21 protein-coding genes are annotated in these 26,445 nt (G+C 62.3%); 12 read left to right on the forward strand and 9 right to left on the reverse strand.

Annotated elements, in window-relative coordinates; genetic code table 11:
• Positions 1 to 66 precede the first annotated feature (66 nt).
• The 5 genes from clpX (at position 67) to C9990_RS11475 (ending at position 7,061) form a co-directional block, all read left to right on the forward strand.
• Positions 67 to 1,350: an ATP-dependent Clp protease ATP-binding subunit ClpX gene (gene clpX, locus C9990_RS11455; RefSeq protein WP_010209414.1), complete on the forward strand. Its 1,284-nt coding sequence runs from the start codon at positions 67 to 69 to the stop codon at positions 1,348 to 1,350.
• A gap of 162 nt (positions 1,351 to 1,512) precedes the next feature.
• On the forward strand, positions 1,513 to 3,909 hold the full coding sequence (gene lon, locus C9990_RS11460) for an endopeptidase La (protein ID WP_065901165.1): 2,397 nt from the start codon (positions 1,513 to 1,515) through the stop codon (positions 3,907 to 3,909).
• A gap of 148 nt (positions 3,910 to 4,057) precedes the next feature.
• Positions 4,058 to 4,330, forward strand: a complete 273-nt coding sequence (locus C9990_RS11465; protein ID WP_003174819.1) for an HU family DNA-binding protein — start codon at positions 4,058 to 4,060, stop codon at positions 4,328 to 4,330.
• A gap of 231 nt (positions 4,331 to 4,561) precedes the next feature.
• Positions 4,562 to 6,436, forward strand: coding sequence for a SurA N-terminal domain-containing protein (locus C9990_RS11470; protein ID WP_065901161.1), 1,875 nt, complete (start codon positions 4,562 to 4,564; stop codon positions 6,434 to 6,436).
• Between the two features lie 100 nt (positions 6,437 to 6,536).
• Positions 6,537 to 7,061 carry a GNAT family N-acetyltransferase gene (locus C9990_RS11475; protein ID WP_256595075.1) on the forward strand — a complete coding sequence of 175 codons (525 nt, stop codon included), beginning with the start codon at positions 6,537 to 6,539 and terminating at the stop codon, positions 7,059 to 7,061.
• On the opposite strand, the gene C9990_RS11480 is transcribed toward C9990_RS11475, so the two are convergent.
• The gene (locus tag C9990_RS11480) at positions 7,008 to 8,213 is read right to left on the reverse strand and encodes an MFS transporter (protein WP_106803349.1); all 1,206 of its coding nucleotides are present in this window, start codon (positions 8,211 to 8,213) and stop codon (positions 7,008 to 7,010) included. The genes C9990_RS11475 and C9990_RS11480 overlap by 54 nt on opposite strands.
• Before the next feature lie 119 nt (positions 8,214 to 8,332).
• Here C9990_RS11480 and C9990_RS11485 point away from each other — a divergent pair, with 119 nt between their 5' ends.
• Both C9990_RS11485 and C9990_RS11490 read left to right on the forward strand, forming a co-directional pair.
• Positions 8,333 to 9,232: a LysR family transcriptional regulator gene (locus tag C9990_RS11485; protein WP_106803350.1), complete on the forward strand. Its 900-nt coding sequence runs from the start codon at positions 8,333 to 8,335 to the stop codon at positions 9,230 to 9,232.
• Positions 9,233 to 9,321: 89 nt separating this feature from the next.
• Positions 9,322 to 10,104, forward strand: coding sequence for a DUF2242 domain-containing protein (locus C9990_RS11490; RefSeq protein ID WP_106803351.1), 783 nt, complete (start codon positions 9,322 to 9,324; stop codon positions 10,102 to 10,104).
• Position 10,105: 1 nt separating this feature from the next.
• Here the strand turns inward: C9990_RS11490 and aceE are convergent, their stop codons facing one another.
• On the reverse strand, positions 10,106 to 12,766 hold the full coding sequence (gene aceE / locus C9990_RS11495) for a pyruvate dehydrogenase (acetyl-transferring), homodimeric type (RefSeq protein WP_106803352.1): 2,661 nt from the start codon (positions 12,764 to 12,766) through the stop codon (positions 10,106 to 10,108).
• A gap of 146 nt (positions 12,767 to 12,912) precedes the next feature.
• Here aceE and C9990_RS11500 point away from each other — a divergent pair, with 146 nt between their 5' ends.
• Entirely contained in the window at positions 12,913 to 13,383 is a 471-nt protein-coding gene (locus C9990_RS11500; RefSeq protein WP_106803353.1) for a MarR family winged helix-turn-helix transcriptional regulator, read from the forward strand.
• Positions 13,384 to 13,420: 37 nt separating this feature from the next.
• Here the strand turns inward: C9990_RS11500 and C9990_RS11505 are convergent, their stop codons facing one another.
• The 3 genes from C9990_RS11505 to C9990_RS11515 form a co-directional block, all read right to left on the reverse strand.
• A complete protein-coding gene (locus tag C9990_RS11505) occupies positions 13,421 to 14,428 on the reverse strand; it encodes a pyruvate dehydrogenase (protein WP_106803354.1) in 1,008 nt (335 codons plus the stop codon).
• 328 nt (positions 14,429 to 14,756) lie between these two features.
• Positions 14,757 to 15,791, reverse strand: coding sequence for an AraC family transcriptional regulator (locus C9990_RS11510; RefSeq protein WP_065901145.1), 1,035 nt, complete (start codon positions 15,789 to 15,791; stop codon positions 14,757 to 14,759).
• Positions 15,788 to 16,918 (reverse strand): carbon-nitrogen hydrolase family protein, encoded by a 1,131-nt coding sequence (locus C9990_RS11515; protein WP_065901143.1) that lies wholly within the window; start codon positions 16,916 to 16,918, stop codon positions 15,788 to 15,790. The genes C9990_RS11510 and C9990_RS11515 overlap by 4 nt, the downstream gene beginning before the upstream one ends.
• 212 nt (positions 16,919 to 17,130) lie before the next feature.
• On the opposite strand from C9990_RS11515, the gene C9990_RS11520 reads away from it, so the two are divergent.
• Together C9990_RS11520 and C9990_RS11525 are read left to right on the forward strand one after the other, a co-directional pair.
• Positions 17,131 to 19,170 carry an NADPH-dependent 2,4-dienoyl-CoA reductase gene (locus C9990_RS11520; RefSeq protein ID WP_106803355.1) on the forward strand — a complete coding sequence of 680 codons (2,040 nt, stop codon included), beginning with the start codon at positions 17,131 to 17,133 and terminating at the stop codon, positions 19,168 to 19,170.
• Between the two features lie 57 nt (positions 19,171 to 19,227).
• Positions 19,228 to 20,142: a 1-aminocyclopropane-1-carboxylate deaminase/D-cysteine desulfhydrase gene (locus C9990_RS11525; RefSeq protein WP_106803356.1), complete on the forward strand. Its 915-nt coding sequence runs from the start codon at positions 19,228 to 19,230 to the stop codon at positions 20,140 to 20,142.
• A 17-nt stretch (positions 20,143 to 20,159) separates the two neighbouring features.
• Here C9990_RS11525 and C9990_RS11530 read toward each other — a convergent pair whose 3' ends face one another.
• From C9990_RS11530 to C9990_RS11540, 3 genes are all read right to left on the reverse strand, one after another.
• Positions 20,160 to 20,720, reverse strand: a complete 561-nt coding sequence (locus tag C9990_RS11530) for a cytochrome b (protein ID WP_065901140.1) — start codon at positions 20,718 to 20,720, stop codon at positions 20,160 to 20,162.
• A 170-nt stretch (positions 20,721 to 20,890) separates the two neighbouring features.
• Positions 20,891 to 21,718 (reverse strand): phosphonoacetaldehyde hydrolase, encoded by an 828-nt coding sequence (phnX, locus tag C9990_RS11535; RefSeq protein WP_106803357.1) that lies wholly within the window; start codon positions 21,716 to 21,718, stop codon positions 20,891 to 20,893.
• Between the two features lie 50 nt (positions 21,719 to 21,768).
• Complete coding sequence (locus C9990_RS11540) at positions 21,769 to 22,923, reverse strand: 2-aminoethylphosphonate--pyruvate transaminase (RefSeq protein WP_106803358.1); 1,155 nt, start codon at positions 22,921 to 22,923, stop codon at positions 21,769 to 21,771.
• Positions 22,924 to 23,036: 113 nt separating this feature from the next.
• On the opposite strand from C9990_RS11540, the gene C9990_RS11545 reads away from it, so the two are divergent.
• Positions 23,037 to 23,897 (forward strand): LysR substrate-binding domain-containing protein, encoded by an 861-nt coding sequence (locus C9990_RS11545; protein WP_106803359.1) that lies wholly within the window; start codon positions 23,037 to 23,039, stop codon positions 23,895 to 23,897.
• Here the strand turns inward: C9990_RS11545 and C9990_RS11550 are convergent.
• A complete protein-coding gene (locus tag C9990_RS11550) occupies positions 23,867 to 24,763 on the reverse strand; it encodes a LysR substrate-binding domain-containing protein (RefSeq protein WP_106803360.1) in 897 nt (298 codons plus the stop codon). The genes C9990_RS11545 and C9990_RS11550 overlap by 31 nt on opposite strands.
• A 257-nt stretch (positions 24,764 to 25,020) precedes the next feature.
• Between C9990_RS11550 and C9990_RS11555 the strand changes: the two genes are divergently transcribed.
• Positions 25,021 to 26,346 carry an MFS transporter gene (locus tag C9990_RS11555; protein ID WP_106803361.1) on the forward strand — a complete coding sequence of 442 codons (1,326 nt, stop codon included), beginning with the start codon at positions 25,021 to 25,023 and terminating at the stop codon, positions 26,344 to 26,346.
• Positions 26,347 to 26,445 lie beyond the last annotated feature (99 nt).

The raw sequence follows: 26,445 nt of genomic DNA on the forward strand, positions 1-26,445 counted from the left end.
GGGCTTGAAAAAGCCCGCATAAGCCTTCATCTTGTGTTGCAAGCCTATCGGATTTGGATCGAACGAATGACTGACACCCGCAACGGCGAGGACAACGGCAAGCTGCTCTATTGCTCCTTCTGTGGCAAAAGCCAGCATGAAGTACGCAAATTGATTGCCGGCCCCTCGGTCTTTATCTGCGACGAGTGCGTCGACCTGTGCAATGACATCATCCGTGAGGAGGTGCAGGAAGCACAGGCCGAAAGCAGCGCGCATAAATTGCCTTCGCCTAAAGAAATCAGCGGCATCCTTGACCAGTATGTCATCGGTCAAGAGCGTGCAAAGAAGGTTTTGGCCGTAGCGGTGTACAACCACTACAAGCGCTTGAACCAGCGTGACAAGAAAGGCGACGAAGTCGAACTCGGCAAGAGCAACATCTTGCTGATCGGTCCTACAGGCTCGGGTAAGACCCTGCTTGCAGAAACCCTCGCTCGCCTGCTGAACGTTCCGTTCACCATCGCCGACGCAACCACCCTCACCGAGGCTGGCTACGTGGGTGAGGACGTCGAGAACATCATTCAGAAACTGCTGCAGAAATGTGACTACGACGTAGAGAAAGCCCAGATGGGTATTGTCTACATCGACGAAATCGACAAGATCTCGCGCAAGTCCGACAACCCGTCGATCACCCGGGATGTTTCCGGTGAAGGCGTGCAGCAGGCCCTGTTGAAACTGATTGAAGGCACGGTCGCTTCCGTACCGCCACAAGGCGGCCGCAAGCACCCGCAGCAGGAATTCCTTCAGGTTGATACGCGCAACATCCTGTTCATCTGTGGCGGTGCGTTCTCGGGTCTGGAGAAGGTTATCCAGCAGCGTTCCACCCGTGGCGGTATCGGTTTCAGTGCAGAAGTGCGCAGCAAGGAAGAAGGCAAGAAGGTGGGCGAGTCCCTGCGTGAAGTCGAGCCTGACGATCTGGTCAAGTTCGGTCTGATCCCGGAATTCGTCGGCCGTCTGCCGGTCCTGGCCACGTTGGACGAGCTGGATGAGGCTGCTCTGATTCAGATCCTCACCGAGCCGAAGAACGCCCTGACCAAGCAATACGCGAAGCTGTTCGAAATGGAAGGTGTAGACCTCGAGTTCCGTACCGACGCGCTCAAATCGGTGGCCAAGCGGGCACTGGAGCGCAAGACCGGTGCACGTGGCCTGCGCTCGATTCTCGAAGGCGTGTTGCTCGACACCATGTACGAAATCCCCTCGCAGTCCGAGGTGAGTAAAGTGGTGATCGATGAAAGCGTTATAGAAGGCAAGTCCAAGCCACTGTATATCTACGAAAACAGTGAGCCGGCTGCCAAGGCTGCGCCAGACGCGTAAGCGTTTCGCAGTTTCGGTACAAACAAGGGGCCTTTAGGGGCCCCTTTGTTTTTCATGAAGATTTTTTACTGCGTGTAACTGCCAGCATTGAGCTTGTTTTTTTTACACGCAGCCCCCATCTTGGTTTCAAGCTTACTTTTCAACTGTCATAGAGGCGAAATCATGAAGACAACCATCGAATTGCCTCTCCTGCCGTTGCGTGATGTCGTCGTCTATCCGCACATGGTTATCCCGCTGTTCGTGGGGCGCGAGAAGTCTATCGAAGCCCTCGAGGCCGCGATGACGGGCGACAAGCAGATCCTGCTGTTGGCCCAGAGAAATCCTGCCGATGATGATCCTGGCGAAGATGCCCTGTATCGCGTCGGTACCATTGCCACCGTACTGCAACTGCTCAAACTGCCCGATGGCACCGTCAAGGTGCTGGTCGAAGGCGAGCAACGCGGTGCGGTCGAGCGCTTCATGGAGGTGGACGGCCACCTGCGCGCCGAAGTGGCGCTGATCGACGAAGTCGAAGCCCCTGAGCGCGAATCCGAAGTCTTCGTCCGCAGCCTGCTCTCGCAGTTCGAGCAGTATGTGCAGTTGGGCAAGAAAGTCCCGGCTGAAGTGCTGTCTTCGCTTAACAGCATCGATGAGCCCAGCCGCCTGGTCGACACCATGGCTGCGCACATGGCGCTGAAGATCGAGCAGAAGCAGGACATCCTCGAAATCATCGACCTGCCGGCCCGTGTCGAACACGTGCTGGCGCTGCTGGATGCCGAAATCGACCTGCTGCAGGTTGAGAAGCGCATCCGTGGTCGCGTGAAGAAACAAATGGAGCGCAGCCAGCGCGAGTACTACCTGAATGAGCAGATGAAGGCCATTCAGAAGGAACTCGGCGACAGCGAGGAAGGCCACAACGAAATCGAAGAGCTGAAAAAACGCATCGATGCCGCCGGCCTGCCGAAAGACGCGCTGACCAAGGCCAATGCCGAGCTGAACAAGCTCAAGCAAATGTCGCCGATGTCCGCCGAAGCCACTGTGGTTCGCTCCTACATCGACTGGCTGGTGCAGGTGCCGTGGAAGGCCCAGACCAAGGTACGCCTGGACCTGGCGCGCGCCGAGGACATCCTGGATGCCGACCACTACGGCCTCGAAGAAGTCAAAGAGCGCATCCTCGAATACCTCGCCGTGCAAAAGCGCGTGAAGAAGATTCGTGGCCCGGTACTGTGCCTGGTAGGGCCGCCTGGTGTGGGTAAAACCTCCCTGGCCGAGTCCATTGCCAATGCCACCAACCGCAAATTCGTGCGCATGGCCCTCGGTGGCGTGCGTGACGAAGCGGAAATCCGTGGTCATCGCCGTACCTACATCGGTTCGATGCCAGGAAGATTGATTCAAAAGATGACGAAAGTGGGCGTGCGCAACCCGCTGTTCCTGCTCGATGAAATCGACAAGATGGGCAGCGACATGCGCGGCGATCCGGCCTCGGCATTGCTCGAAGTGCTCGACCCCGAGCAGAACCACAATTTCAACGACCATTACCTGGAAGTCGACTACGACCTTTCCGACGTGATGTTCCTGTGCACCTCCAACTCGATGAATATCCCGCCAGCGCTGCTGGACCGGATGGAGGTGATTCGTCTGCCGGGTTACACCGAAGACGAGAAGATCAACATCGCCGTCAAATACCTCGCGCCCAAGCAGATTTCGGCCAACGGCCTGAAGAAGGGCGAGATCGAATTCGAGGTCGAGACGATCCGCGACATCGTTCGTTACTACACTCGCGAGGCCGGTGTGCGCGGCCTTGAGCGCCAGATTGCGAAGATCTGCCGCAAGGCAGTCAAGGAACATGCGCTGGAAAAACGCTTCTCGGTGAAGGTCACGGCCGACTCCCTGGAGCACTTCCTGGGTGTGCGTAAATTCCGCTACGGCCTGGCCGAGCAGCAGGACCAGGTAGGGCAGGTGACTGGCCTGGCGTGGACCCAGGTGGGCGGCGAATTGCTGACCATTGAAGCAGCAGTGATCCCGGGCAAGGGCCAGTTGATCAAGACCGGTTCGCTGGGCGATGTGATGGTCGAATCGATTACCGCCGCGCAGACCGTGGTGCGCAGCCGCGCAAGGAGCCTGGGGATCCCCCTGGACTTCCACGAGAAGCACGACACCCACATCCACATGCCGGAAGGGGCGACGCCCAAAGACGGCCCTAGCGCAGGCGTAGGCATGTGCACGGCCCTGGTGTCGGCATTGACCGGTATTCCGGTGCGCGCCGATGTCGCCATGACCGGGGAAATTACCCTGCGTGGCCAGGTATTGGCTATCGGTGGTTTGAAAGAGAAATTACTCGCTGCGCACCGGGGTGGAATCAAGACCGTGATCATTCCTGAAGAGAATGTTCGCGATCTGAAGGAAATTCCTGACAACATCAAGCAGGATCTTCAGATTAAACCGGTTAAATGGATTGACGAGGTCCTGCAAATTGCGCTGCAATACGCGCCGGAGCCCTTGCCGGATGTGGCTCCGGAGATAGTCGCTAAGGACGAAAAGCGCGAGTCTGATTCCAAGGAAAGAATTAGCACGCATTAATGTGTTGAAGCCTGGGGGCTTCCTTGACAGCTTTTTAGAGCCCTTGTTATAAAGCGGCTCTTAAGTGTCTGTAGGCCATTCAGCACTGGTTTTTGCTTTCACCAAAAAACTTAGAATCATACTCAATAGATATATAAGGGGACTTAGAGTGAACAAGTCGGAACTGATTGATGCTATCGCTGCATCCGCTGATATCCCGAAAGCTGCTGCTGGCCGTGCGCTGGATGCAGTAATCGAATCCGTCACTGGCGCTCTGAAGGCCGGCGACTCCGTAGTACTGGTAGGCTTCGGTACTTTCTCTGTGACTGACCGCCCAGCTCGCACTGGCCGTAACCCACAGACTGGCAAAGCACTGCAAATCGCTGCTGCCAAGAAACCAGGTTTCAAAGCCGGTAAAGCCCTGAAAGAAGCCGTTAACTAAGCTTCGATCAAGCCTTTGCCTACCCGGGTCGGACGCAGGTCTGGCCTGGCAGCGGAGCGGCAGCTGACCCACGTATCCATCGGGTCGCCACGCCGGGGGTGTGGGTTCAAACCCCCGTCCGCTCCGCCAGTTACGAGAAGGCGCATCCTCGGATGCGCCTTTCTTCTATCCGGACTCTACCCACGCTCCACGGTTGCCAATTTTTGAAGTTCAACCGTTTCTGGGGGACGCATGCTGCAAAATATCAGGGACAATTCACAAGGCTGGATTGCCAAGACCATTATCGGGATCATCGTCGCTTTGATGGCGTTCACCGGTATCGAGGCTATTTTTCAGGCTTCGACCAACACCAAGCAGGACGTGGCCAAGGTCAACGGTGAAGAAATCACCCAGACCGAACTGAGCCAGGCTGTCGACATGCAACGTCGCCAACTGATGCAACAGCTGGGCAAGGATTTCGATGCTTCGCTGCTCGACGAAAAACTGCTGCGCGACGCCGCCCTCAAGGGCCTGATCGATCGCAAGCTGCTGCTGCAAGGCGCGGCTGATTCCAAGTTCGGCTTCTCTGAAGCAGCACTGGACCAGGTCATCCTGCAGACACCGGAATTCCAGGTGGACGGCAAGTTCAGTGCCGAACGCTTTGACCAGGTGATCCGTCAACTGGGCTACAGCCGACTGCAGTTCCGTCAGATGCTGACCCAGGAAATGCTCATCGGCCAGGTTCGTGCAGGCATCGCCGGCAGCGGTTTCGTGACCGACGCCGAGGTGAACGCTTTTGCCCGTCTCGAGAAGCAGACCCGCGATTTCGCCACCGTCAACATCAAGGCCAACCCTGGCGCGGTGAAACTCACCGACGACGAGGTCAAGGCTTACTACGACCAGCACGCCAAGGAGTTCATGACCCCGGACCAGGTGGTCATCGACTATCTGGAGTTGAAGAAGTCGTCCTTCTTCGACCAGGTTGCGGTCAAGGACGAGGAGTTGCAGGCGGCCTATCAGAAAGAAACCGCCAACCTCGCTGAACAGCGTCGTGCGGCGCACATCCTGATTGAAGTCAACGACAAGGTCACCGACGCGCAAGCCAAGGCCAAGATCGAGGAAATCCAGGCGCGCCTGGCCAAGGGCGAGTCGTTCGAAGCCCTGGCCAAGGAGTACTCCCAGGATCCAGGTTCGGCCAACAATGGCGGCGACCTCGGCTTTGCCGGCCCTGGCGTCTACGACCCGGACTTCGAAACCGCCTTGTACGCGTTGAACAAGGACCAGGTTTCGGCGCCGGTGCGCAGCACCTTCGGTTGGCACTTGATCAAGTTGTTGGGCGTTGAGGCACCGCAAGTGCCGACGTTCGCCAGCCTGAAGGACAAGCTGACCCGCGAGCTCAAGACCCAGCAGGTCGAGCAGCGTTTTGTCGAAGCGACCAAGCAATTGGAAGATGCGGCATTCGAAGCCTCTGACCTGGCCCAGCCAGCGTCCGACCTGAAGCTGACCGTGCACACCTCCGCGCCGTTTGGCCGTGAAGGTGGCGAAGGCGTTGCGGCCAACCGTGCCGTGGTCACCGCTGCGTTCAGCCCGGAAGTCCTGGATGAAGGTGCCAACAGCAGCGCCATCGAACTCGACCCGGAAACCATCATCGTGCTGCGTGCCAAAGAGCACCGCAAACCTGCGCAACTGCCGCTGGAAAGCGTTGCTGCGCCGATCCGTGCACAGATGATCAAGGAGCGCGCCAGCGCCGCTGCCAAGACGCATGCCGACGAGTTGATCGCCAGCCTGCGTGATGGCAAGACCCCGCTGAACCAACCGATCGATGGTCAGGCCTGGAAAGTCACTGAAGCGGCTACCCGTAGCCAGGAAGCGATTGACCCGGCCGTGCTGCAAGCCCTGTTCCGCATGCCCAAGCCTGCGGCCAAGGACAAGCCGACCTTTACCACCGTGACCCTGGCTGACGGTAGCCTGGTGATCGTGCGCTTGAACGGCGTCAATGAAGCCGCAGCCCCATCGGAAGAAGAAAAAGCGCAATACCGCCGCTTCCTCGCTTCCCGTGTCGGCCAGCAGGACTTCGCGGCGTACCGCAAGCAGTTGGAAACCAAGGCCGACATCAAGAAGTACTGATGGCGGTTTGAATAAGAAAGCCCCCGGCCAGCGATGACCGGGGGCTTTTTTTTGTGCGCTAGACTGGGGGTTCGCAATCGTCGAGCAAGGAGGTTCACGCGTGTTGATTCAGGAACAGGAAGGCTGGGTGATCCGTCGCGCCACTGAGGCGGATGTTCCTGCGGTGCTGCAGGTGTTTGACGAGGTGATTGAGTGGTTCGCACGCCTGGGCAATAACCATCAATGGGGCACTGAGCCCTGGTCGGCCTCGCCCCGTCGAGTCGCGCAAGTGTCGCAAGCCTGCGCACTGCCGGGTGCCTGGGTGGTAGAGGCTCCCACGGGGCAGATCCTGGCTGCACTGGTGCTGGGCGAGCCGATGCCTTATGTGCCTGCGGCGACCGAGCCGGAGGTGTATGTGCGATTGTTGATCGCCGCGCGCGACCCCCGTGTACGCGGCCTGGGGCGGCGCCTGTTGGCATTCGCCGATGACCAGGCGCGCGCAGCCGGTGTCACGCGCCTGCGGGTGGACTGCTACGCCGGCGGCACAGGTGACCTGGTGGGTTTTTATGAGTCGTGCGGCTATACGCGAATCTCAACCTTCAACCTGGAGGGTTGGCCGGGCCAGTTGCTGGGGCGCCGCCTGTGAGGCGCCGGCCAGGGCCAGCAGCATCAGCAGTACCACCGCCCAGGCAAAGGCCGAGACGCCCCAGCCCTGCAGCAATACGCCGCCGGCCAGGCCGCCGCCGGCTATGCCGAGGTTCCACACGGTCACCAGCATCGATTGCGCAGCGTCCGCCGACGCTCCCGCTGACTTCGCGAGTGCGGTCTGCAGCAAGGCCGGCAGTCCGCCGAACGCCAGGCCCCATAAGGCTACTGCGACATAGATGACGGCGGGGACGTTGATCCAGAACGCCAGGGCCACGGCGATCAGGCCAAACAGCGCACAACTGATCAGCAGCAGTGTGCGCAACCACTGGTCAATCAGCACCCCAGCCAGCCAGATGCTCAGCAATGCGGCCAAGCCAAACACCAGCAGCACGCGGTCGACGTCGGCGGTAATCCCGGCCGGCACCAACAGTGGAGCGATGTAGGTGTAGAGAATGTTGTGGGCCAGTACGTAGGTAAAAGTCACCCACAGCACCGGACGAATGCCGGGTAACCTGAGTACCTGGCGCAGGCCCAGGCGCTGCTGTGCGGGTTGGCCGGCAAAGTCCGGAAGCTGCCAGCGCGCCCACACCAGCAACACCAGCGTCAGCCCGGTCATGATCGCAAAACTCAGGCGCCAGCCGACTAGCGTGCCGAGCAGGGTACCGGCCGGTACGCCCAGGGACAGGGCCAATGGTGCGCCGAGCATCGCGATCGCGATCGCCCGGCCTTGCAGGTGCGGGGCAACCATCCGGCTGGCATAACCGGCCAGCAGTGCCCAGAGCAACCCGGCGAAGACCCCGGCAAAAAAACGCGCTACCAGCGTCAGTCCGTAATGGCTGGACAGCGCGGTCACGCTGTTGACCAGGGCAAAGCCGCCGATGGCAATCAGCAGCAATGGCCGTCGCCGCCAGCCGCGGGTCAGCAGCGTGAGCGGGATGGCCGCCAGCAACGAGCCCAAGGCGTAGAGCGTGACCAATTGGCCGACCAGCGCGGGCGACACGCCGAGGCCTTCGCCCATCTGCGGCAGGAGCCCGGCGGGCATGGCTTCGGTGAGGATGGTGATAAAGCCTGCCGAGGCCAATGCGAGCAAACCGCCGAGCGGCAGTGCGTCACGCTGGGTAACGGGTGGGGAATCGGTGAGTGCGGTCATCAAACTCTATCCATGCAAAAGGGCAAGGCGCCAGAGTAGGGGGCTGTGCACGTCGGAAAAACAGGCTAAGGTTCCGAACTTATCGGACTCAGGCGTCCGTAATCAAAAAGGGCGTGATCATGGACAGCTTGGGCAGCCTCTCGGTTTTCGTGCAGGTGGCGGAAACGCGCAGTTTCACCGCCGCCGGTCGCGTGCTGGGGGTGTCCTCTTCAGCAGTGGGCAAAAGCATTGCACGCATGGAGGAACGCCTCGGCGTGCGGCTGTTTCATCGCAGCACCCGCAGTATCACCTTGACCAGCGAAGGCTCGCTGTTTCTGGAGCGATCACGGCGCATTCTTGCCGAGGTGGAAGCCGCCGAGCGCGAGCTGACCGAGGCCAGCGCAACGCCCCGCGGCAAGCTGCGCATCAGCGTGCCGCAAGTGCGGGGCCTGCTGATGCCGGTGCTCAGCGACTTCATGCGCGCTTATCCGGACATCGAGCTGGATGTGGATTTTTCCGACCGCATGGTGGACGTGATCGAGGAAGGGTTCGATGCGGTGATTCGCACCGGCAAGCCGGAAGATTCGCGCTTGATGGCGCGCCACCTGGGGCATTACCAATTGGTGCTGGTCGGCACCCCGGCTTACTTTCAGCAGCATGGTACGCCGCTGCAGCCCCACCACCTGAGCGAGCATGCTTGCCTGCGCCACAAGTTCTGCGCCACCGGTAAACTCGAGCACTGGCCGCTGCGCCTTGCGCCGGGCACTGCGGAGCCGACCTTGCGTACACCGTTGGTCAGCACCACCATCGAGTCGCTCAACCATGTGGTGCACGAGGGCCTGGGCATAGCCTGCCTGCCGGACTACATGGTCAACCAGGCCGTGGCGCAGGGACGCCTGCAACGGGTGCTGGATGACTACCTCGAACACCGGGGCAGTTTCTGGATGCTATGGCCATCAAGTCGCCATGCCTCGGCGAAATTACGCGTGTTTATTGATCATATGTGCGCTGGGCTTTTTCCCACGGCAGCTGTCGTGTAGGCCTGTGACGTTTTACCGACAGGAATGCGCGCGCCAAGCACGCGTTCTGTTGCACAATACCGCCCGGACTGTTTTCCTCAGGATTTTCAATGTCGACATCATTTCACTTGCGTAGCCTCGGGTTGGCGCTGGTGTTGGCGGGCGCCGCGGGCTGCTCGTCACCCAAGACCGCTATTTATGAACATGAGAATTTCGACGACTCCGGTACGTTTTCCCGGGATTATCCGGTCACCGATGTCGCGGCTTGCGAAGCCGCACGCCGGGCCTTGCTGAGCCAGGGCTACATCATCACCAGCAACGATCCGAAACTGGTGGTCGGTAACAAGAGCTTCCAGCAGACCGGCGAGACCCATCTGCAGATCAGCTTCAACGTGGTGTGCGCCGATGATGGCAAAGGCAACAACCACTCGACGATGTTCGCCAATGCCTTGCAGGATCGCTATGCGCTGAAGAAGGTCAACAACTCCGCGAGCCTGGGTGTGGGAGTGTTGGGGTCGGTCTCGATGCCAATTGGCTCCACCGATGACTCGATGGTCAAGGTCGCGAGCGAGACAGTCTCTGCGCCGAAGTTCTACGACCGTTACTTTGCGCTGGTGGACGTGTTCCTGCCGCAGGAAGTGAAGAAGGCCGAGCATATTCCCGAGAAGCCCAAGGCTGACCTCGGTGTGCCGGAGCCCAAGACACCGCCAGCCGCCGAAAAGGTCGAGGCGCCGAAGGAAGAACCGGCTGCGCCAGCGGCCTCTGAGCCGGTGGTGCCGGCTCCCGAGGCTGCACCGATTGCGCCGCAGGCCGAACCTGCACCCGCAGCGACTACCCCCGACCTGCCGCCGCCGACAGAGGCGATTCCTCCTCTGCCGACGCCCGCGCAGTAACTCAGACGGCTACGGGATCGACCTTGTCGACGTTGATCCCGTAGCGTTTGATCGCTTCACTGACCTTGTCCCGACCGATCACGCCGTCATCCGCCAGCGCCTTGAGGGCCGCCAGCGCGATGAAGTGCCGGTCCACCTCGAAGAATGCGCGCAACGTTTCCCGGGTGTCCGATTGTCCGAAGCCATCGGTGCCCAGCGCGACAAAGCGTCGAGCGGGAACGAACGGGCGGATCTGATCGGCGAACAGCTTCATGTAGTCCGTCGCGACCACCACGGGGCCCGTGTGCGCTTGCAGGCATTGCTCGACGTAACTCACGCGCGGCTCACTGTCCGGATGCAGCAGGTTCCAGCGTTCAACCGCGTGCCCGTCACGGCGCAATTCGGTGAGGCTGGTCACGCTCCACACCGCGCTCTGCACGCCGAAATCCTCGGCGAGCAGGGCGGCGGCGGCGATGACCTCGCGCAGGATCGAACCACTGCCCATCAGCTGCACCTGGGCTTTGGGGTCACCGCTGAGGCGGTACATGCCTTTTAGAATGCCGTCTTCCACTCCGTCCGGCATCGCCGGGTGCGGGTAGTTTTCGTTGAGCAGGGTGATGTAGTAGTAAATGTCCTCCTGTTCGACGTACATGCGCCGCATGCCTTCGCGAATAATCACCGCCAGCTCGTAGGCAAAGGTCGGGTCGTAGGACACGCAGCACGGAATCACCGAGGACAGGATGTGGCTGTGGCCATCGTCATGCTGCAAGCCTTCGCCCATCAGCGTGGTGCGCCCGGCCGTGGCGCCGAGCAGGAAGCCGCGTGCCCGTGCATCGCCAGCAGCCCACGCCAGGTCACCGACGCGCTGGAAGCCGAACATCGAATAGAAAATATAGAACGGCACGGTCATCAGGCCGTGGTTGCTGTAGGACGTACTCGCCGCGATCCATGAGGAAATAGCGCCGGATTCATTCAGGCCTTCCTGCATGATCTGTCCGTCCTTGCTCTCCTTGTAGTAGCTCAGTTGCCCGGCGTCCTGTGGCGTGTAGAGCTGGCCGACGGCCGAGTGGATGCCGATCTGGCGGAACAGGCTTTCCATGCCAAAGGTGCGTGACTCGTCCGGCACGATAGGCACGACCAGCTTGCCCAGGTGCGGGTCCTTGAGCAGGGTGCCGAGGATGCGCACGAAGGCCATGGTGGTGGAGATCGCGCGGTCACCGGTGTCCTTGAGCTGGGTGGCGAAGGCGCTCAGTTCGGGGATCTGCAACGCTTGGACCGCCGCGTGCCGCGCTGGCACGTAGCCGCCCAACGCCTGGCGCCGTGCCGCGAAGTAGCGTGCTTCCGCGCTGTCGGCGGCCGGCTTGAGGTAGGGGATTGCGTCGAGTTGATCGTCAGCCACGTCCAGGTCGAAACGGTCGCGGAAGGCCTTGACGGCGTCGGCGCCCATTTTTTTCAGCTGGTGGTTGATGTTCTGGCCTTCGCCGGCTTCGCCCATGCCGAAGCCCTTGACGGTTTTCGCCAGGATCACCGTCGGGCGTCCCGTGTGGCGAACGGCTGCCGCATAGGCGTTGTAGACCTTGTCCGGGTCATGGCCGCCGCGTGAGAGTTTCCAGATTTCGTCGTCGGACATATCCGCAACCAGTGCGAGCAATTCCGGGTATTTGCCGAAGAAGTGTTCGCGCACGTAGGCACCGTTCTGCGACTTGTAGTTCTGATAGTCGCCGTCCACGCATTCCATCATGCGTTGGCGCAGCAGGCCGCTCTGGTCTTTTTCCAGCAACGCGTCCCAGCCGCCGCCCCAGATCACCTTGATCACGTTCCAGCCGGCGGCGCGGTACAGGCTTTCGAACTCCTGGATCACCTTGGCATTGCCACGCACGGGGCCGTCGAGGCGCTGCAGGTTGCAGTTGACCACGAAGATCAGGTTGTCGAGTTTCTCGCGACCGGCCAGGGAGATGGCGGCCAGGGATTCCGGCTGGTCCATTTCGCCATCACCGAGGAATGCCCACACCTTGCGGCCCTGGTGCTGCTTGAGGCCACGCAGTTCCAGGTAGCGCATGAAGCGCGCCTGGTAGGCCGAAGTGATCGGCCCAAGTCCCATGGACACGGTGGGGAATTGCCAGAAGTCCGGCATCAGCCGCGGGTGAGGGTAGGACGAAATACCGTCGCCACCCGCCTCGCGGCGGAAATTGTCCAGCTGGGCTTCGCTGATACGGCCTTCGAGGTAAGCGCGCCCGTAGATGCCCGGTGAGGAATGGCCCTGGATATACACGAGGTCGCCGTCGAAGGTGTCGGTACGGCCACGGAAGAAGTGGTCAAAGCCTACGTCGTACAGCACGGCGGCCGACGCATAAGTCGCGATATGCCCACCCACACCTGAGTGTTTGCCTGCACGCAACACCATGGCCATGGCGTTCCAGCGGATAAACGCATTGGTGCGTCGCTCAATGGCGAGGTTGCCGGGGTAGGGCAACTGGCGGTCCACCGGGATGGTGTTGACGTAGGGCGTGGTGACGCGCCCGTAGAAGTCGCCATGCCGCGCCACGTCGAAATCCAGCAATTGATCGATCAGGTAGTGGGCGCGCGGGCGGCCTTCGGTGGACAGCACCGATTCGATGGACTCCAGCCACTCGCGGGTTTCCTGTGGATCGTCATCGCGGCGGACTGCGTTGTTCGGGGTCATGGGAGGCTCCAGGGTAGGCGGATTTCAAGTGGCGGTCTCCTTGTGGGAGTGCCGTCAAAAGTAATTGCAATTGCAACTACATGGCCGAATCTAGCGCGGGATGAGCTACTATTGCAACCTTCTTGAAATTCCCCGGATGGTGTTGCATGTCGTCGAAAGAGCCTGATGTCTGGTTCCGCTTTGTCAGGGCCCACAGGACGGTCATCCGTGAAATCGAGCGCCGCCTGGCCGCGGCCGACCTGCCGCCCTATGCCTGGTACGACGCGCTGTGGGGCCTGGAAAGCGGCCCCGACGGTACCCGCCGCATGCACGAATTGGCCGACGTGCTGGCCATCGAGCGCTACAACCTCACTCGCCTGGTGGACCGCCTGGAAAAGGACGGCCTGGTGCTGCGTTCGCGCTCCGACGGTGATGGCCGCGCGGCGTTTGCCTCGATCACCGACGCCGGCCGGATCTTGCGCAAAAAAATGTGGACGATCTACGAAAGCACGGTGGACGAGTTATTCCTGTCGCAGATCGAGCCGGAGCAGCGCCAGGCCTTCGCCGACGCACTGGAACGCACTGCCGGGCTGGCGATGGGCGCCGGCGTCCAGACCCGCAGTCGCCGCAAAACCTGAAGCCCCACGCAGAAACCGTGTAGGTGCCGGCCTGCCGTCAAGCGCATTTCAATGCATAGCGATTCATCGCGGCCTGTACGTGCAGCGCGTCGATCCGCCCTTCATCCGCCAACGCCCTGAGCGCCGATACCACTATCCAATACTGACTCGGCGCCGCCGCCTGCACCGACCCCGCGCCCAACGCGACGAAGCGTGCATCCACATGCGCCCTTAACTGATCGACAATCGCTTGCGGATAGCCGGTGACGGCAACCACCGGCGCGCGACTTCCCGCCAGGCAGTCACGCAAGTGACAGCTGCGTTTGGGCGCGCCCGGATGCAGACGATTCCAGCGTTCGGCGGCCGCTGCCTCGCGGGCCAGCCGTGTGTAGCTGGGGCAACTCCAGAGCTGTGCGCTGATGTTCCAGTCCTGCTCCAGCAGGCGCGCGGCCTGCACCACCGCTTCCAATGCATGGCCCGCACCGAGCAGGCGCACATCCGCGCCTTCACGCCGGATCGGGTACATGCCCTTGAGCGCATCCTCACGCGCCTGCTCCGCCATCGGCACCGCGCATTCATGGTCGTGCAGGGCCAGGTAATAGAACCCCGGCTGGCCGTCGACGTACAACGCGCGCAACCCCGCCAGCACAATCGCCCGCGCTTCGTCGCCCGAGGCCGGGTCATACGGGGTGCAGCGCGGGTTGGTGGCCAGCCACAACGGCAGCGAAGGTTGCGCGCCCCGGGGCCAGGGCGAGGGCTGGTTCTCGATGTCGTTGCACAAGATGCCGCGCTGCGCGGTCTCGTCCGACAGCGCACTGAGCTGCGCCGATGACATGGCGCTGTGCAGGTACAACAGCGGCTTTTCCCCGGTGTTGCGCGCGAACCAACTCGGCCAATTACTGACGCGCCGGGAGCGCGACTGGCCACGGATCACCCAGGCCTGGCGACTCAATTCCAGGGTGTTGGCCATGGTCATCACGGCATACAGCGGTGAGCTGCGCGCATGTTCGGTCGTGGTCAGCGCATTGATGCACAACTGCGCGGCGTTGGCGGTAGAGACGGGCATGGGGCAAGGCTCCTGGCAACAGAGGCTCGTACCCTACTGGAAATATGATTGCATTTGCAATGATTGCAATCGCACCTCAACGACGAGGTGCTAAATCAGCCCGACGCTGCTACGTTTAATCTGCACGTGCAGGAACGTCATCGCATCGACTTTTTTTCGTCATCACGGCACTTTAGGCTGGCAGTGCAGGTCATTTATCTGCAGCCGCTTTTCAATCAAACAAGGAGTCCACGATGGACGATTACCAGGAAGAACTGCTCGAGTACCACGCGATTGAGTTGGACCCGCTGGAACCCGCAGACGATGCAACAGAGCTGTAAGACCGACTTCAGGCGGAATGCCGCTGACTGCGGCGAAATTCCCCTGGGGTCTGGTTGTTCCACCGCCTGAAGGCGCGTTGAAACGCCTGGGCCGAGGCAAAACCGAGCAAGTAGGCGATTTCGCCGAACGCCAGTTCCGTATCGCGAATGTAGGTCATGGCCAAGTCGCGACGGGTATCGTTGAGAATCGCGCGAAACTGAGTGCCTTCTTCGGCCAGTTTGCGGCGTAGCGTCCAGGTTGGCAGCTTCAAGCGTGCCGCCACTTCTTCCAGGTCGGGTTCCCGGCCGCCATTGAGCATCGGCCCGAGCAAACGGGTAATGCGCTCGCGCAGGCTGCGGGTGCGGGTCAACTGCTCCAGTTCGCGTTCACACAATTGCAGCAACAGTTGCCAGGTACTCGGGCAGTGCTGTGGATTGCGCAGCGCCAGGGTCGGTTGGCTCAAGCGCAGTTGATTGACCTCGGCCCCAAACTGGATCGGACTGTCGCCCAGCATGCTGTATTGCTCGCTGTAGTCGGGCGCTTCGAATTCGATCTCGACCTTCTGCGCCTGCACCGGTTGCTGGGCCAGGCCCGACAATTGGTGCAGCCAGCCGGCGATGATCGAGTCCACCACAAAGCGGTTATAGGCGTTGTACGGGCTGATGGAATAGAAGCGCAGCCAGGCGCCTTCGGCGTCTTCGTGAAAGCTCGATTGCCCGCGATAGTTGGAGCCGTACAACGCCTCGAAGCGTGTCAGCGTGCGGGCGGCCTCGCGCACGTTGGGCGCCTGGGCGGCGGTGACCCCGGCCAGCCCGGCCTGGCTCAGGCGGCTGAGCTGGCCCATGCGCAGGCCCAGGGCGGGGTCGCCGGTGAGCTGGATGGCCGCGTGGCCCAGGCGCATGTAGCGTGGAATCGACAAGCGTGCGCCGGCCTCGGCGAGACGCGCCGGGTCCAGGCCGTATTGCAGCAGCAGCGGCTGGGGGTCGAGGCCGTGACTGTGGATGGCGTCTGCCAGGGTGTGCACGAAGCCCACCGACAGATCCCCCAGCCGGACCGGTTTCACAGCCAGATATTCAACAGGCGTGCGCCACGGGCCTCGCCGTCGGCGTTGATCTGCCCGTTGTTGCTGAGAAAGCTGTGGCCGGCGGTGCCCAGGTCCCAGAACTGCCCGCGCAGGAATACGCTCATGCCGGCCGTGGCATGGCTGACGGGCGACTGGCTGATCAGCGTGAGGCGACGCCACGCCTCACCTTCGCTGAGCTCTTCGGGCTTGAGGCTGATTTCGGTCGGCGTCGACACGCTTTTGAAGCCGCGCCATGGGCGATCCCAGGTATCGCGGCCGAGCACAAAGGCGGGCACCGCGATCAGTTGCGCGCCTTGCTCGTTGAGCTTGCGGTAGTTGTCCGGGTACCAGCTGTCACTGCCGACCAGCACACCGAGGCGGCCGGCCGGGGTGTCGACCACGCTGACGACGTTTTCGTCACCCGGTTGGATAAAACCGCGTTCATCGTAGATCGGGTAGAGCTGGCGCTGCGGATCGCCAAGCGGCAGGCCGTCAGCATTGAAGACCACGCTGGCGTTATAGAGCGCGCCCGAGCCGATCTGCAGTTGCCCCTGGCTGACACTGGGGTTGGGCAGGGTGATGGACCCGGCCACCAGGGTCACGCCAAATTCCTTGGCCAGGCCGCCGAACAGCAACTGATAGTCGCGGGCCATGCCCTTGGCCTTCATGCGCAGGTAGGCGTCGTCGGTGCGGCTGTCGCCGGTGGCGCTGATCCAGGCGCGCAGGAACAGCACGGGGTTGCTGACGGACAGCCAGTTCATCGCATCCTTCACGTGCAGGGCCTGGTACACCTCGTTCTTTTCGCCGGTGAGCATCAGCCACGTGCCGATGTGTTCCGGCAGCACCACGATGGTCTTGTCGTTGATCAGCCCCTGGTCACGGGCTTTTTGCAGGTAGGCCGCGAGCTTCAGGTGCAGGCGTTCCAGGCTCTGGTAGTCGGCGGGAAACAGCTCAGGCTGGATGCCCAGCAAGTTGCCGCGGTCGGCAGGCAGGCCTTCGTTGACGGCGAGGGTGATGCGCAGGTCCGACAGGTAATGCGCCACGGGGCGCTCCTGGGTCCAGACCAGATACGCGGCGATGGCGGCAACCAGGGCCATGGTGACGGTAAAAGCTAGAAGTTTACGCATGGGGCAACAGACAACAGACCGAGTGCGGGGTTCGCCGACTAGGGTAGGGCCCATGCACCCGCTTGCCAAGGGGCGCTGTGCATTTGGATCAATAACTTGTCAGTTTCAGTCATTGAGCACCGGCGGGCGGGCTCTTAGTCTGTGGGACATAAACCGATGGCACACCGTTCGAGTGCGCCACGTCCCGTGATGATCCGTTGTGGAGCTGTACCATGACCGCTGCTGCCTACCCGCACCTGCTGGCCCCGTTGGACCTGGGTTTTACCACCTTGCGCAACCGCACCCTGATGGGGTCGATGCACACTGGCCTGGAAGAAAAGCCCGGCGGCTTCGAACGCATGGCCGCTTATTTTGCCGAGCGTGCGCGTGGCGGCGTCGGCCTGATGGTCACCGGCGGCATTGGCCCGAACGATGAAGGTGGGGTGTATGCCGGCGCGGCCAAGCTGACCACCGATGAAGAGGCGCAGAAGCACAAGATCGTGACGAAGGCCGTGCACGAGGCGGGCGGCAAGATCTGCATGCAGATCCTCCACGCCGGCCGTTATGCCTACAGTCCCAAGCAGGTGGCGCCGAGCGCGATCCAGGCGCCGATCAACCCGTTCAAGCCCAAGGAGCTGGACGAGGAGGGCATCGAGAAGCAGATCCAGGATTTTGTCACCTGCTCGCTGCTGGCCCAGGTTGCCGAGTACGACGGCGTGGAAATCATGGGGTCCGAAGGCTACTTCATCAACCAGTTCCTCGCCGCGCACACCAACCAGCGTACCGACCGTTGGGGCGGCAGCTACGAAAACCGCATGCGCCTGGCGGTGGAGATCGTGCGCCGCGTGCGGGAAGCCGTCGGCCCGAACTTCATTATTATCTTCCGCCTGTCGATGCTCGACCTGGTTGAAGGCGGCAGCACCTGGGAAGAAATCGTGCAGTTGGCCAAGGCCATCGAACAGGCCGGTGCGAGCATTATCAACACCGGTATCGGCTGGCACGAAGCGCGCATCCCGACCATTGCCACCAAGGTGCCGCGTGGCGCGTTCAGCAAAGTCACCGCCAAGCTGCGCGGCGCGGTGCAGATTCCGCTGATCACCACCAACCGTATCAACACGCCGGAGATTGCCGAGCAGATCCTCGCTGAGGGCGATGCCGACATGGTCTCGATGGCGCGGCCGTTCCTGGCCGATCCGGAGTTCGTCAACAAGGCTGCCGCCGGGCGCGCGGACGAAATCAACACCTGTATCGGCTGCAACCAGGCCTGCCTGGACCACACCTTTGGCGGCAAGCTGACCACCTGCCTGGTCAACCCGCGCGCCTGCTACGAAACCGAGCTGAACTACCTGCCGGTCAAGCAGATCAAGAAGATCGCCGTGGTCGGCGCCGGTCCTGCAGGCCTGGCGGCAGCCACCGTGGCGGCCGAGCGCGGCCATCAGGTGACATTGTTCGACTCGGCCAGCGAGATCGGCGGCCAGTTCAATATCGCCAAGCGCGTGCCCGGCAAGGAAGAGTTCTTCGAAACCCTGCGCTACTTCAAGCGCAAATTGCAGACCACCCACGTCGAGTTGTGCCTCAACACCCGCGTGGATGTCGCCCAACTGGCGGCGGGCGGTTATGACGAGATCATCCTCGCTACTGGCATCGCGCCGCGCACGCCGGCGATCCCCGGCATCGACAATGCCAAGGTGCTGAGCTACCTGGACGTGATCCTTGAACGCAAGCCGGTCGGCAAGCGCGTGGCGGTGATCGGCGCCGGCGGTATCGGTTTCGATGTGTCGGAATTCCTCGTGCACCAGGGCGTGTCCACCAGCCTGGACCGCGAAGCATTCTGGAAGGAATGGGGCATCGACACCCAGTTGCAGGCGCGTGGCGGTGTGGCCGGTATCAAGCCGCAACCGCATGCCCCGGCGCGTGAAGTGTTCCTGCTGCAGCGCAAGACCTCCAAAGTCGGCGATGGCCTCGGCAAGACCACCGGCTGGATCCACCGTACTGGCCTGAAGAACAAGCAGGTGCAGATGCTCAACAGCGTCGAGTACCTGAAGATCGATGACCAGGGCCTGCATATCCGCATCGGTGCCGAGGGCGAGCCGCAGGTGCTGGCGGTCGACAATATCGTCATCTGCGCCGGGCAAGACCCGCTGCGTGAACTGCAGGACGGCCTGGTTGCGGCCGGCCAGAACGTGCACCTGATCGGTGGCGCCGACGTGGCGGCCGAGCTGGATGCCAAGCGCGCAATCAACCAGGGCTCGCGCCTCGCCGCCGAGCTGTAAGACGACGAAAGGGGCGGTGGTAGACTACCGCCCCTTTTTTCATGCAGACCCTTCCCGATGGGCCCCTTCGATTGGCTTCCCTACGCTCCGCTTGAACCTGTGCAGCTCGATTGGCTGGACGGCGTCGAGCTGGCCGTGCTGCGCCTGGACCGCATCGACCCGCTGATCAGCGGCAACAAGTGGTTCAAGCTCACCGAGCACCTCGCGCAAGGTCGGGCTGCTGGCGCCAGTGGGATCATCAGCCTGGGTGGCGCGCATTCCAACCATCTGCATGCGCTGGCGGCGGCGGGCAAGCGCTTTGGCTTTGCCACCGTCGGCCTGCTGCGTGGCCATGCGCAAGACACCCCCACCGTCCTCGACCTCAACGCCTTCGGCATGCAGTTGCACTGGCTGGGCTATGGCGGCTATCGCGCGCGGCATGCGCCGGATTTCTGGGGGCCTTGGCGCGAGCAGTACCCACACCTGCACCCGGTGCCCGAAGGTGGCGGTGGCCTGGCGGGAGCGTTGGGCTGTGCGGTACTAATGGAGCAGGTGCGCGCGCAATTGAGCGACATCGGCTGGGCGGATTATGACGGCTGGTGGCTGGCAGCGGGCACTGGTACCACGCTGGCGGGACTGGTGCTGGCGGAGGCGGGCGCGCATCCGGTGTATGGCGCGCTGGCGGTGCCCGATGACCACGGGGTGGCGCAGCAGGTACAGGCGCTGGTGCAGCACGGTTATCAATTGCTGGAGGCCAGCCGGGGCGGCTTTGCCAAGGTTGATCCGGAGTTGCTGGCCTTTATCGACGCCACCGAGCACGCCTGTGGCCTGCCGCTGGAGCCGCTCTACACCGGCAAGGCGTTGCTGGCGCTGAAGCAGCAGATTGAAGCCCGCCGCTTCGTCTGCGGTACGCGCCTGATCTTTGTCCACACCGGCGGCTTGCAAGGCCGCCGGGGTTTCCCATCGTTGAGCTCAGGGCATCCGCGAGTGTGATCCAGCAGTCGATGGCGTTACTGAATGCTCCCTCGCTTGCCGGGCATCATGCGCAACGCCGTGTTGTCACGCAGGATGTAATGATGAGCGATCCCCGCCAGCGCATGCAGCCCGATCAGCCAGTAGCCGATCTTGCCGAACAGCACGTGCCAGCTTTCAATCTCCTTGGCCAACCCTTTGTTTTCGGCAATCAGCGGCGGCAACTCGATGCCGTAGAACATCACCGAATGGCCTTCGGCACTGACGATCAACCAACCGGCAATCGGCATGCCGATCATCAAGGCATACAGCGCCATATGCATCAGGGTGGCGAGCAGGGTTTGCCATTGCGGCGGCGCCGGCACGATCTTCGGCGCCACCCCCAGGCTGCGCGCAAACAGGCGTAGCCACACCAGCACAAACACGGTGAGGCCGAACATGAAGTGCATCTCGACGATCAGCGTCCGCGCGCCGCTGCCTTTGGGAAACTGGCCGCGCAGTTCAATGCAGGCGTAGACCACCGCCAGCAGCACCACCATCAACCAGTGCAACGCGATCGACATGGTGCTGTAACGCGTATCGGAATTTTTCCACGGCATCGCTGTGTTCCTCACTCATCAGGGCAAACCGGTGGCGAGGGAGCAAACTCCCTCGCCACCGGTACAGTTTCATCACTGGACAACATTGCGTTCTTGGGTGACGCAGTGACTTAACTGTATGCCGGTTTTGAGCGCTTTGCCTGGCGCGATTGCCGTTGTCTTGACCTTGATCAGTGGCTTTGCGGCATTTCACCGCGGGCCAGGCGCTGGTTGATGTCGGTGACCACTGCCGGCAGCTCGTTGATCGTGTCGATCAGGTAGTGCGGGCGCGAGCCTCTGAACATCGCCTCGATGCGCTTGCGTTCGCTGGCCAGCGTGGCGGCGTCCAGTGCGCGGAACTGCTCGTAGGTCAGCCCCAGCGCGTTGCCGGAGCAGGTCAGGGCCACCGTCCACATGCCGGCGCGACGGCCTTCGAGGATGCCGGGCACGGTGTCGTCGACCTTCACGCAGGCGGCGACATCATCAATGCCCAGGGCGATCACGTTGGCCAGGGCCTGGGCTGGCCATGGGCGGCCGTTGGGCACTTCATCGGTGGCCACCACGTGGTCGGCGATGTAGCCGTTGGTGGCGGCGAGGGCGACGACCTTGTCCATCACTTGCTTGGGGTAACCGGAGCAGGAACCGATCTTGATGCCTTGCACACGCAGCCGTGCGATCGTGTCGAGGGCACCGGGGATCAGCGCCGAGTGTTCGGCGATCTTCTCGATCTGCAGCGGCATGAAGCGCTGGTAGATGGCGGTCACGTCGTCATCGGTGGGCGTGCGGCCGAAGGCCTTGCGGTAGCGTTCGGCGACTTGCGGCTGGTCGCAGAGGGTGCGGATGTGGTCCCACTTGCCCATGCCCATCGGGCCACGGGCTTCTTCGATGGAGACTTGCACATCGAACTCGGCAAAGGCCTCGACGAAAATCTGCGTGGGCGCGAAGGAGCCGAAATCGACCACGGTGCCGGCCCAATCGAGGATCACGGCCTGCAGGGTGTTGGGGTTCTGATAGTTCATACACAAATCCTGTAGAAGCTGGCTTGCCAGCGATGAACGAAAATGAGGGGTTACAGAAGAACTGCGTCGCCGGTGATCGCCGACAAGCCGGCTCCTGCAGGTTCGAGCACATGCATGTCTTGCAGTGTTTGCGCGATCGCCGTGACCGCTGCCTGCATGCCTGTCGCATCGACGTGGCCGATGCAGCCCACGCGGAAGGTTTCGACCTGGGTCAATTTGCCTGGATACAGAATGAAACCCTTGGCCTTGACCCGCTCGTAGAAGTCCTTGAACTGGTAGCGCGCATCTTGCGGGGCGTGGAAGGTGACGATGATCGGCGCCTGGATCTCGGCCGGCAGGAAGCTGCGCAGGCCGAGTGCGGCCATGCCGTCGAGCAGCGCCTGGCAGTTGTCGGCGTAGCGTTGATGGCGCGCGGGCAGGCCACCTTCTTCGGCGTATTGCAGCAGCGCTTCGTGCAGCGCCGCGACCACGTGCGTCGGCGGGGTAAAGCGCCATTGGCCGGTCTTGACCATGTAGCTGTGCTGGTCGAACAGGTCCATCGCCAGGGAGTGGCAGTTGCCCTGGGCGGCGGCGAGGGCCTGTTTTTCGGCGAAGACGAACCCCATGCCCGGCACGCCTTCCAGGCATTTGCCCGAGGCGGCGATCAGCGCATCGAACGGCACTTCACGGGCATCGATCGGCAGCGCCCCGAAGGAACTCATGGCGTCGATGATCAGGCGCTTGCCGTGGTCCTTGACCACTTGGGCGATCTCCGGCAACGGGTTGAGAATGCCGGTGCTGGTTTCGCAGTGGATCAACGCGACATGGGTGATGGCCGTGTCGGCGCGCAGCAGGCGGTCGACGTCGGCGGCGGTGGTGGGCTGGTCTTCGGCGGTTTCAAAGGTGCTGAAGTCGCGGCCGAGTACTTCGCAGATTTTTGCCAGGCGCTTGCCGTAGGCGCCGTTGATCAGCACCAGGACCTTGCCGTCACGCGGCACCAGGGTGCCGATGGCGGCTTCGACGGCGAAGGTGCCGCTGCCTTGCAGGGGCACGCAATGGTGGCTGTCTGTGCCGTGAAGGATCGCCAGCAGTTGCGAGCAGACGCTGGCAGTGAGGGCATTGAAACGGTCATCCCAGGACCCCCAATCCACCATCATCGCCTGACGCGTGCGGTTCGATGTGGTCAAGGGGCCAGGGGTCAGCAGGATCGGCGCGGCAGTGGTCATCTCAAGTCCTCGCAAGGCATCGGGGGTTGAATCTACGGGGCCTAAATTGCAGTTTGGCTTGTCATCAATCAAATTGTTTGTTGTTATGCGAGCTATCAGTGAGGCCGATAGATATGAACCTGTTCCAACTGCGCGCATTCGATGCCGTGGCCCGCGAGGGCAGTTTTACCCGTGCGGCGGCGCGGCTGTTCATCAGCCAACCGGCGGTGACCGGGCATATCAAGGCCCTGGAAGAGCATTACCAGATCCCGCTGCTGCGCCGCACCGCACGCCGCGTGGAGCTGACCGAGGAGGGCGCGCGCCTGGCCGCGATCACCCGTGCGATCTTCGGCCTGGTCGACGAAGCGCAGACGATGCTGGAGGCCAACCGGCAGTTGCTCACCGGGCGCCTGGAGGTGGCGGCTGACGGCCCGCACCTGGTCATGCCGATGATCGCCAGCCTGCGTGCGCGCTACCCAGGGATCACCGTCAACCTGCGCCTGGGCAACGCCCAGGAAACCCTGGCGGCACTGTTGTCCGAGCATGCGGATGTGGCGGTACTCACCGAGGTCGAGCCGCGCAGCGGCCTGCACCTGCAACCCTTGAGCGAGTCGCGGATCTGCGCCCTGGTGCCGGCCAGCCACCCGTGGGCGCAGCAGTCCAGGGGGATTCGCCTGGAGCAACTCGACGAGTTGATCATGGTGTTGCGCGAGCCCAGTTCCATCACCCGCCGCACCTTCGACGCGGCGTGCGCGGCGTCGGGTGTGCAGCCCAAGGTGCTGCTGGAACTCGACAGCCGTGAGGCGGTGACCGAAGCCGTCGCTGCCGAGCTGGGCGTCGGCGTGGTCTCATCGATGGAAGTCAGCCCGGACCCACGCGTGCAGGCCGTGGCAATCCAGGGCGAGGGGCTGCGCAACCGGCACATGCTCGGCTGCATGGAGCGGCGCCGCGCGTTGCGCTTGATTCAGGCGTTTTTCGAGTTGGCGCCCGGCTGAAGACTGTCGCGCACGATCTGCAGGAACGTCGCCACCACCCGCCGCGAACTTTGCTCCTTGAGGCACACCAGGGTTTCCTTCATGCGCTGGCTGCAGTCGCGGATGGGCATGGCGTACACCCGCGAGTCGGCGCCGAACTCCGCCGCCGAGACCACCCCCACGCCAATCCCCACCACCACCGCCTCACGCGCGGCCTCACGGCCTTCGACCTGGATCGCCGGGCGAATGCGCAGGCCGGCCTGGCTCATTTCCTGCTCCAGCGTCTGCCGGGTGACCGAACCGATTTCGCGCAGCACCAGCGGCGTGTCATCCAGGTCGGCCAGGCAGATCGACTCACGCCCGGCCCAGGGGTGATTGCGCGCGACGAAGGCGAGCAACTGGTCGTCGGGCAACGGCAGTGACAGCAGGCGCTCATCGTCGACATCGCGGCCGAGCAAGGCCAGGTCGGCCTGGTAGTTGTACAGGCGAAACAGCGATTCGTCGGTGTTGCCGGTTTCGATCTTGACGCTGATGCCCGGGTACAGCTGGCAAAACCGTGCGATCTGCGGCAGCACGTGCACCGGGGCATCCACGGCGAGGGTGAGGGTGCCGGTGAGCAGCGCGCGTGAGTCCTGCAGCAACTCCTCGGCTTCGGCCTCGATCACAAACAGGCGCTGGGTGATGGCCAGCAGGCGCTCGCCCAGATCGGTCAGGCGCACCGAGCGCTTGTTGCGGTGGAACAGCAGCACGCCGAAGCGTTCTTCGAGTTTGCGCACCTGGTCGGAAATCGCCGGCTGCGTCAGAAACAGGCGTTCGGCGGCCTGGGTGAAACTGCCGTGTACGGCCACCGCATGGAAGGCCTTGAGCTGGGCGTGGGACACCGACATCGCTGATCCTCTTACAAGCTGGGCTTATATTTGAAATACGATAAATCGATTTTACCTATTAGTCAGCCATTGCTTTGATACGCCTCAACCGCCGTAGGTTGAGTCCTACAACCACGGCGGCCATGGGACCTGGGACACAGGTCTCATCTGACCAATGCCACCGTGTCCACGGCTCGGCATTGCAGTGCTCAACCATAAAAAGAACAGGCATTTGCTTCTCGATTCTGCCGGCACACTCACCTGAGGTCAGAACCACCATGAATATCCCAATGGGTAGCATCAAGCGTTGGCGCGTGCAGATTTTCGCCATCACCTGGCTGGCGTACGCGGCGTTCTATTTCACTCGCAAAGCGTTTTCCGTGGCCAAGCTGGGGATCGTGGATGACCCGAGTTTCCCCCTCGATAAAATGATGATGGCCAACCTGGATGGCATTTACCTGGCGGCCTACGCGGTCGGGCAGTTCACCTGGGGCATGTTGGCCGACCGCTTCGGACCGCGGGTGGTGGTGCTCGGTGGCTTGCTGATTTCCGCTGCCGCCGCGCTGGTGATGGGCACCTTTGCGACCTTGCCGATCTTTGTCACCTGCATGCTGGTCCAGGGGCTGGCGCAGTCCACCGGCTGGTCGGGGCTGTGCAAGAACCTTGGCAGTTTCTTCCCGGCGCAGCAGCGTGGGCGGGTGCTGGGGCTGTGGAGTTCGTGCTACGCGTTCGGCGGCCTGGTGGCCTCGCCCTTTGCCGGGTGGTGGGCCTACACGTTGATCGGCACGTGGCACGCGGCGTTTATCTCGAGTGCGGTGGTGGTGGGGGTAGTGGCGCTGTTGTTCTTCATCTTCCAGCGCAACACGCCCGAAGATGTCGGCTTGCCGGCGGTCGAACCCGAGCCGGTGATGACCGCCGAGGAAAGGGCGGCCGCAAAACGCATCAGCGTGTTGGAGCCACTGCGCGCGATTCTGCGCAACCGCACGGTGCTGACCTTGGGCCTGGCGTATTTTCTGCTGAAACCGGCGCGTTACGCGATCCTGTTGTGGGGCCCGGTGATCGTCTACGAACAGATGCCCTCGGTGGGCAAGGTCGGTGCGGCGATTGTGCCGACCGCGTTTGAACTGGCCGGGTTGCTTGGACCGATTCTGATCGGGCTGGCGTCCGACAAGCTCTTCGGCGCGCGGCGCATGCCCGCCTGTGTGCTCAGCCTGCTGGCGCTGACCGTGGCCCTCGCGTTGTTCATGGGCGCGCTGCACACCGGCAGTGTGATGCTGGTGATGGCCTTGCTGTTTGTCATGGGCCTGACCCTATACGGGCCGGACTCGATGATCAGCAGCACTGCCGCCATCGACTTCGGTACCGCCAAGGCCGGCGCCACGGCGGCTGGCTTTGTCAACGGTTGCGGCTCGGTGGGCGCGGTGCTCGGCGGCTTGCTGCCGGGCTACTTCGACACGGTCACGGTGTTCATCGTGTTTGCCGGCGCCGCGCTGTTTTCTTCGCTGGTGTTGATGCCCTATTGGAACGCCAGGCCGGCGGTGCTGGCCGAGGTCGGCGATTTTGTGCCGGACCGCAACGTCACGATCAAACCCTTGCGCACCTGACAGGCTGGCCGGTTTTTTGGTGGATTAGAGTGTTTTTGCCCTATAAACTCTGCCCCCAAAGCGCCGGCCAGTAGACGTTTCGGCGCGATGGACGAAAAG

Source organism: Pseudomonas sp. S5D5 (assembly GCF_003013355.1).
Lineage (GTDB): Bacteria > Pseudomonadota > Gammaproteobacteria > Pseudomonadales > Pseudomonadaceae > Aquipseudomonas > Aquipseudomonas aylmerensis.

Excerpts from the sequence above, each read along its gene's own strand:
- clpX (WP_010209414.1), top strand. The coding sequence starts at position 67 with ATGACTGACACCCGCAACGGCGAGGACAACGGCAAGCTGCTCTATTGC.
- lon (WP_065901165.1), top strand. The coding sequence starts at position 1,513 with ATGAAGACAACCATCGAATTGCCTCTCCTGCCGTTGCGTGATGTCGTC.
- C9990_RS11470 (WP_065901161.1), top strand. The coding sequence starts at position 4,562 with ATGCTGCAAAATATCAGGGACAATTCACAAGGCTGGATTGCCAAGACC.
- C9990_RS11480 (WP_106803349.1), bottom strand. The coding sequence starts at position 8,213 with ATGACCGCACTCACCGATTCCCCACCCGTTACCCAGCGTGACGCACTG.
- C9990_RS11485 (WP_106803350.1), top strand. The coding sequence starts at position 8,333 with ATGGACAGCTTGGGCAGCCTCTCGGTTTTCGTGCAGGTGGCGGAAACG.
- C9990_RS11490 (WP_106803351.1), top strand. The coding sequence starts at position 9,322 with ATGTCGACATCATTTCACTTGCGTAGCCTCGGGTTGGCGCTGGTGTTG.
- aceE (WP_106803352.1), bottom strand. The coding sequence starts at position 12,766 with ATGACCCCGAACAACGCAGTCCGCCGCGATGACGATCCACAGGAAACC.
- C9990_RS11500 (WP_106803353.1), top strand. The coding sequence starts at position 12,913 with ATGTCGTCGAAAGAGCCTGATGTCTGGTTCCGCTTTGTCAGGGCCCAC.
- C9990_RS11505 (WP_106803354.1), bottom strand. The coding sequence starts at position 14,428 with ATGCCCGTCTCTACCGCCAACGCCGCGCAGTTGTGCATCAATGCGCTG.
- C9990_RS11515 (WP_065901143.1), bottom strand. The coding sequence starts at position 16,918 with ATGCGTAAACTTCTAGCTTTTACCGTCACCATGGCCCTGGTTGCCGCC.
- C9990_RS11520 (WP_106803355.1), top strand. The coding sequence starts at position 17,131 with ATGACCGCTGCTGCCTACCCGCACCTGCTGGCCCCGTTGGACCTGGGT.
- C9990_RS11525 (WP_106803356.1), top strand. The coding sequence starts at position 19,228 with ATGGGCCCCTTCGATTGGCTTCCCTACGCTCCGCTTGAACCTGTGCAG.
- C9990_RS11530 (WP_065901140.1), bottom strand. The coding sequence starts at position 20,720 with ATGCCGTGGAAAAATTCCGATACGCGTTACAGCACCATGTCGATCGCG.
- phnX (WP_106803357.1), bottom strand. The coding sequence starts at position 21,718 with ATGAACTATCAGAACCCCAACACCCTGCAGGCCGTGATCCTCGATTGG.
- C9990_RS11540 (WP_106803358.1), bottom strand. The coding sequence starts at position 22,923 with ATGACCACTGCCGCGCCGATCCTGCTGACCCCTGGCCCCTTGACCACA.
- C9990_RS11545 (WP_106803359.1), top strand. The coding sequence starts at position 23,037 with ATGAACCTGTTCCAACTGCGCGCATTCGATGCCGTGGCCCGCGAGGGC.
- C9990_RS11550 (WP_106803360.1), bottom strand. The coding sequence starts at position 24,763 with ATGTCGGTGTCCCACGCCCAGCTCAAGGCCTTCCATGCGGTGGCCGTA.
- C9990_RS11555 (WP_106803361.1), top strand. The coding sequence starts at position 25,021 with ATGAATATCCCAATGGGTAGCATCAAGCGTTGGCGCGTGCAGATTTTC.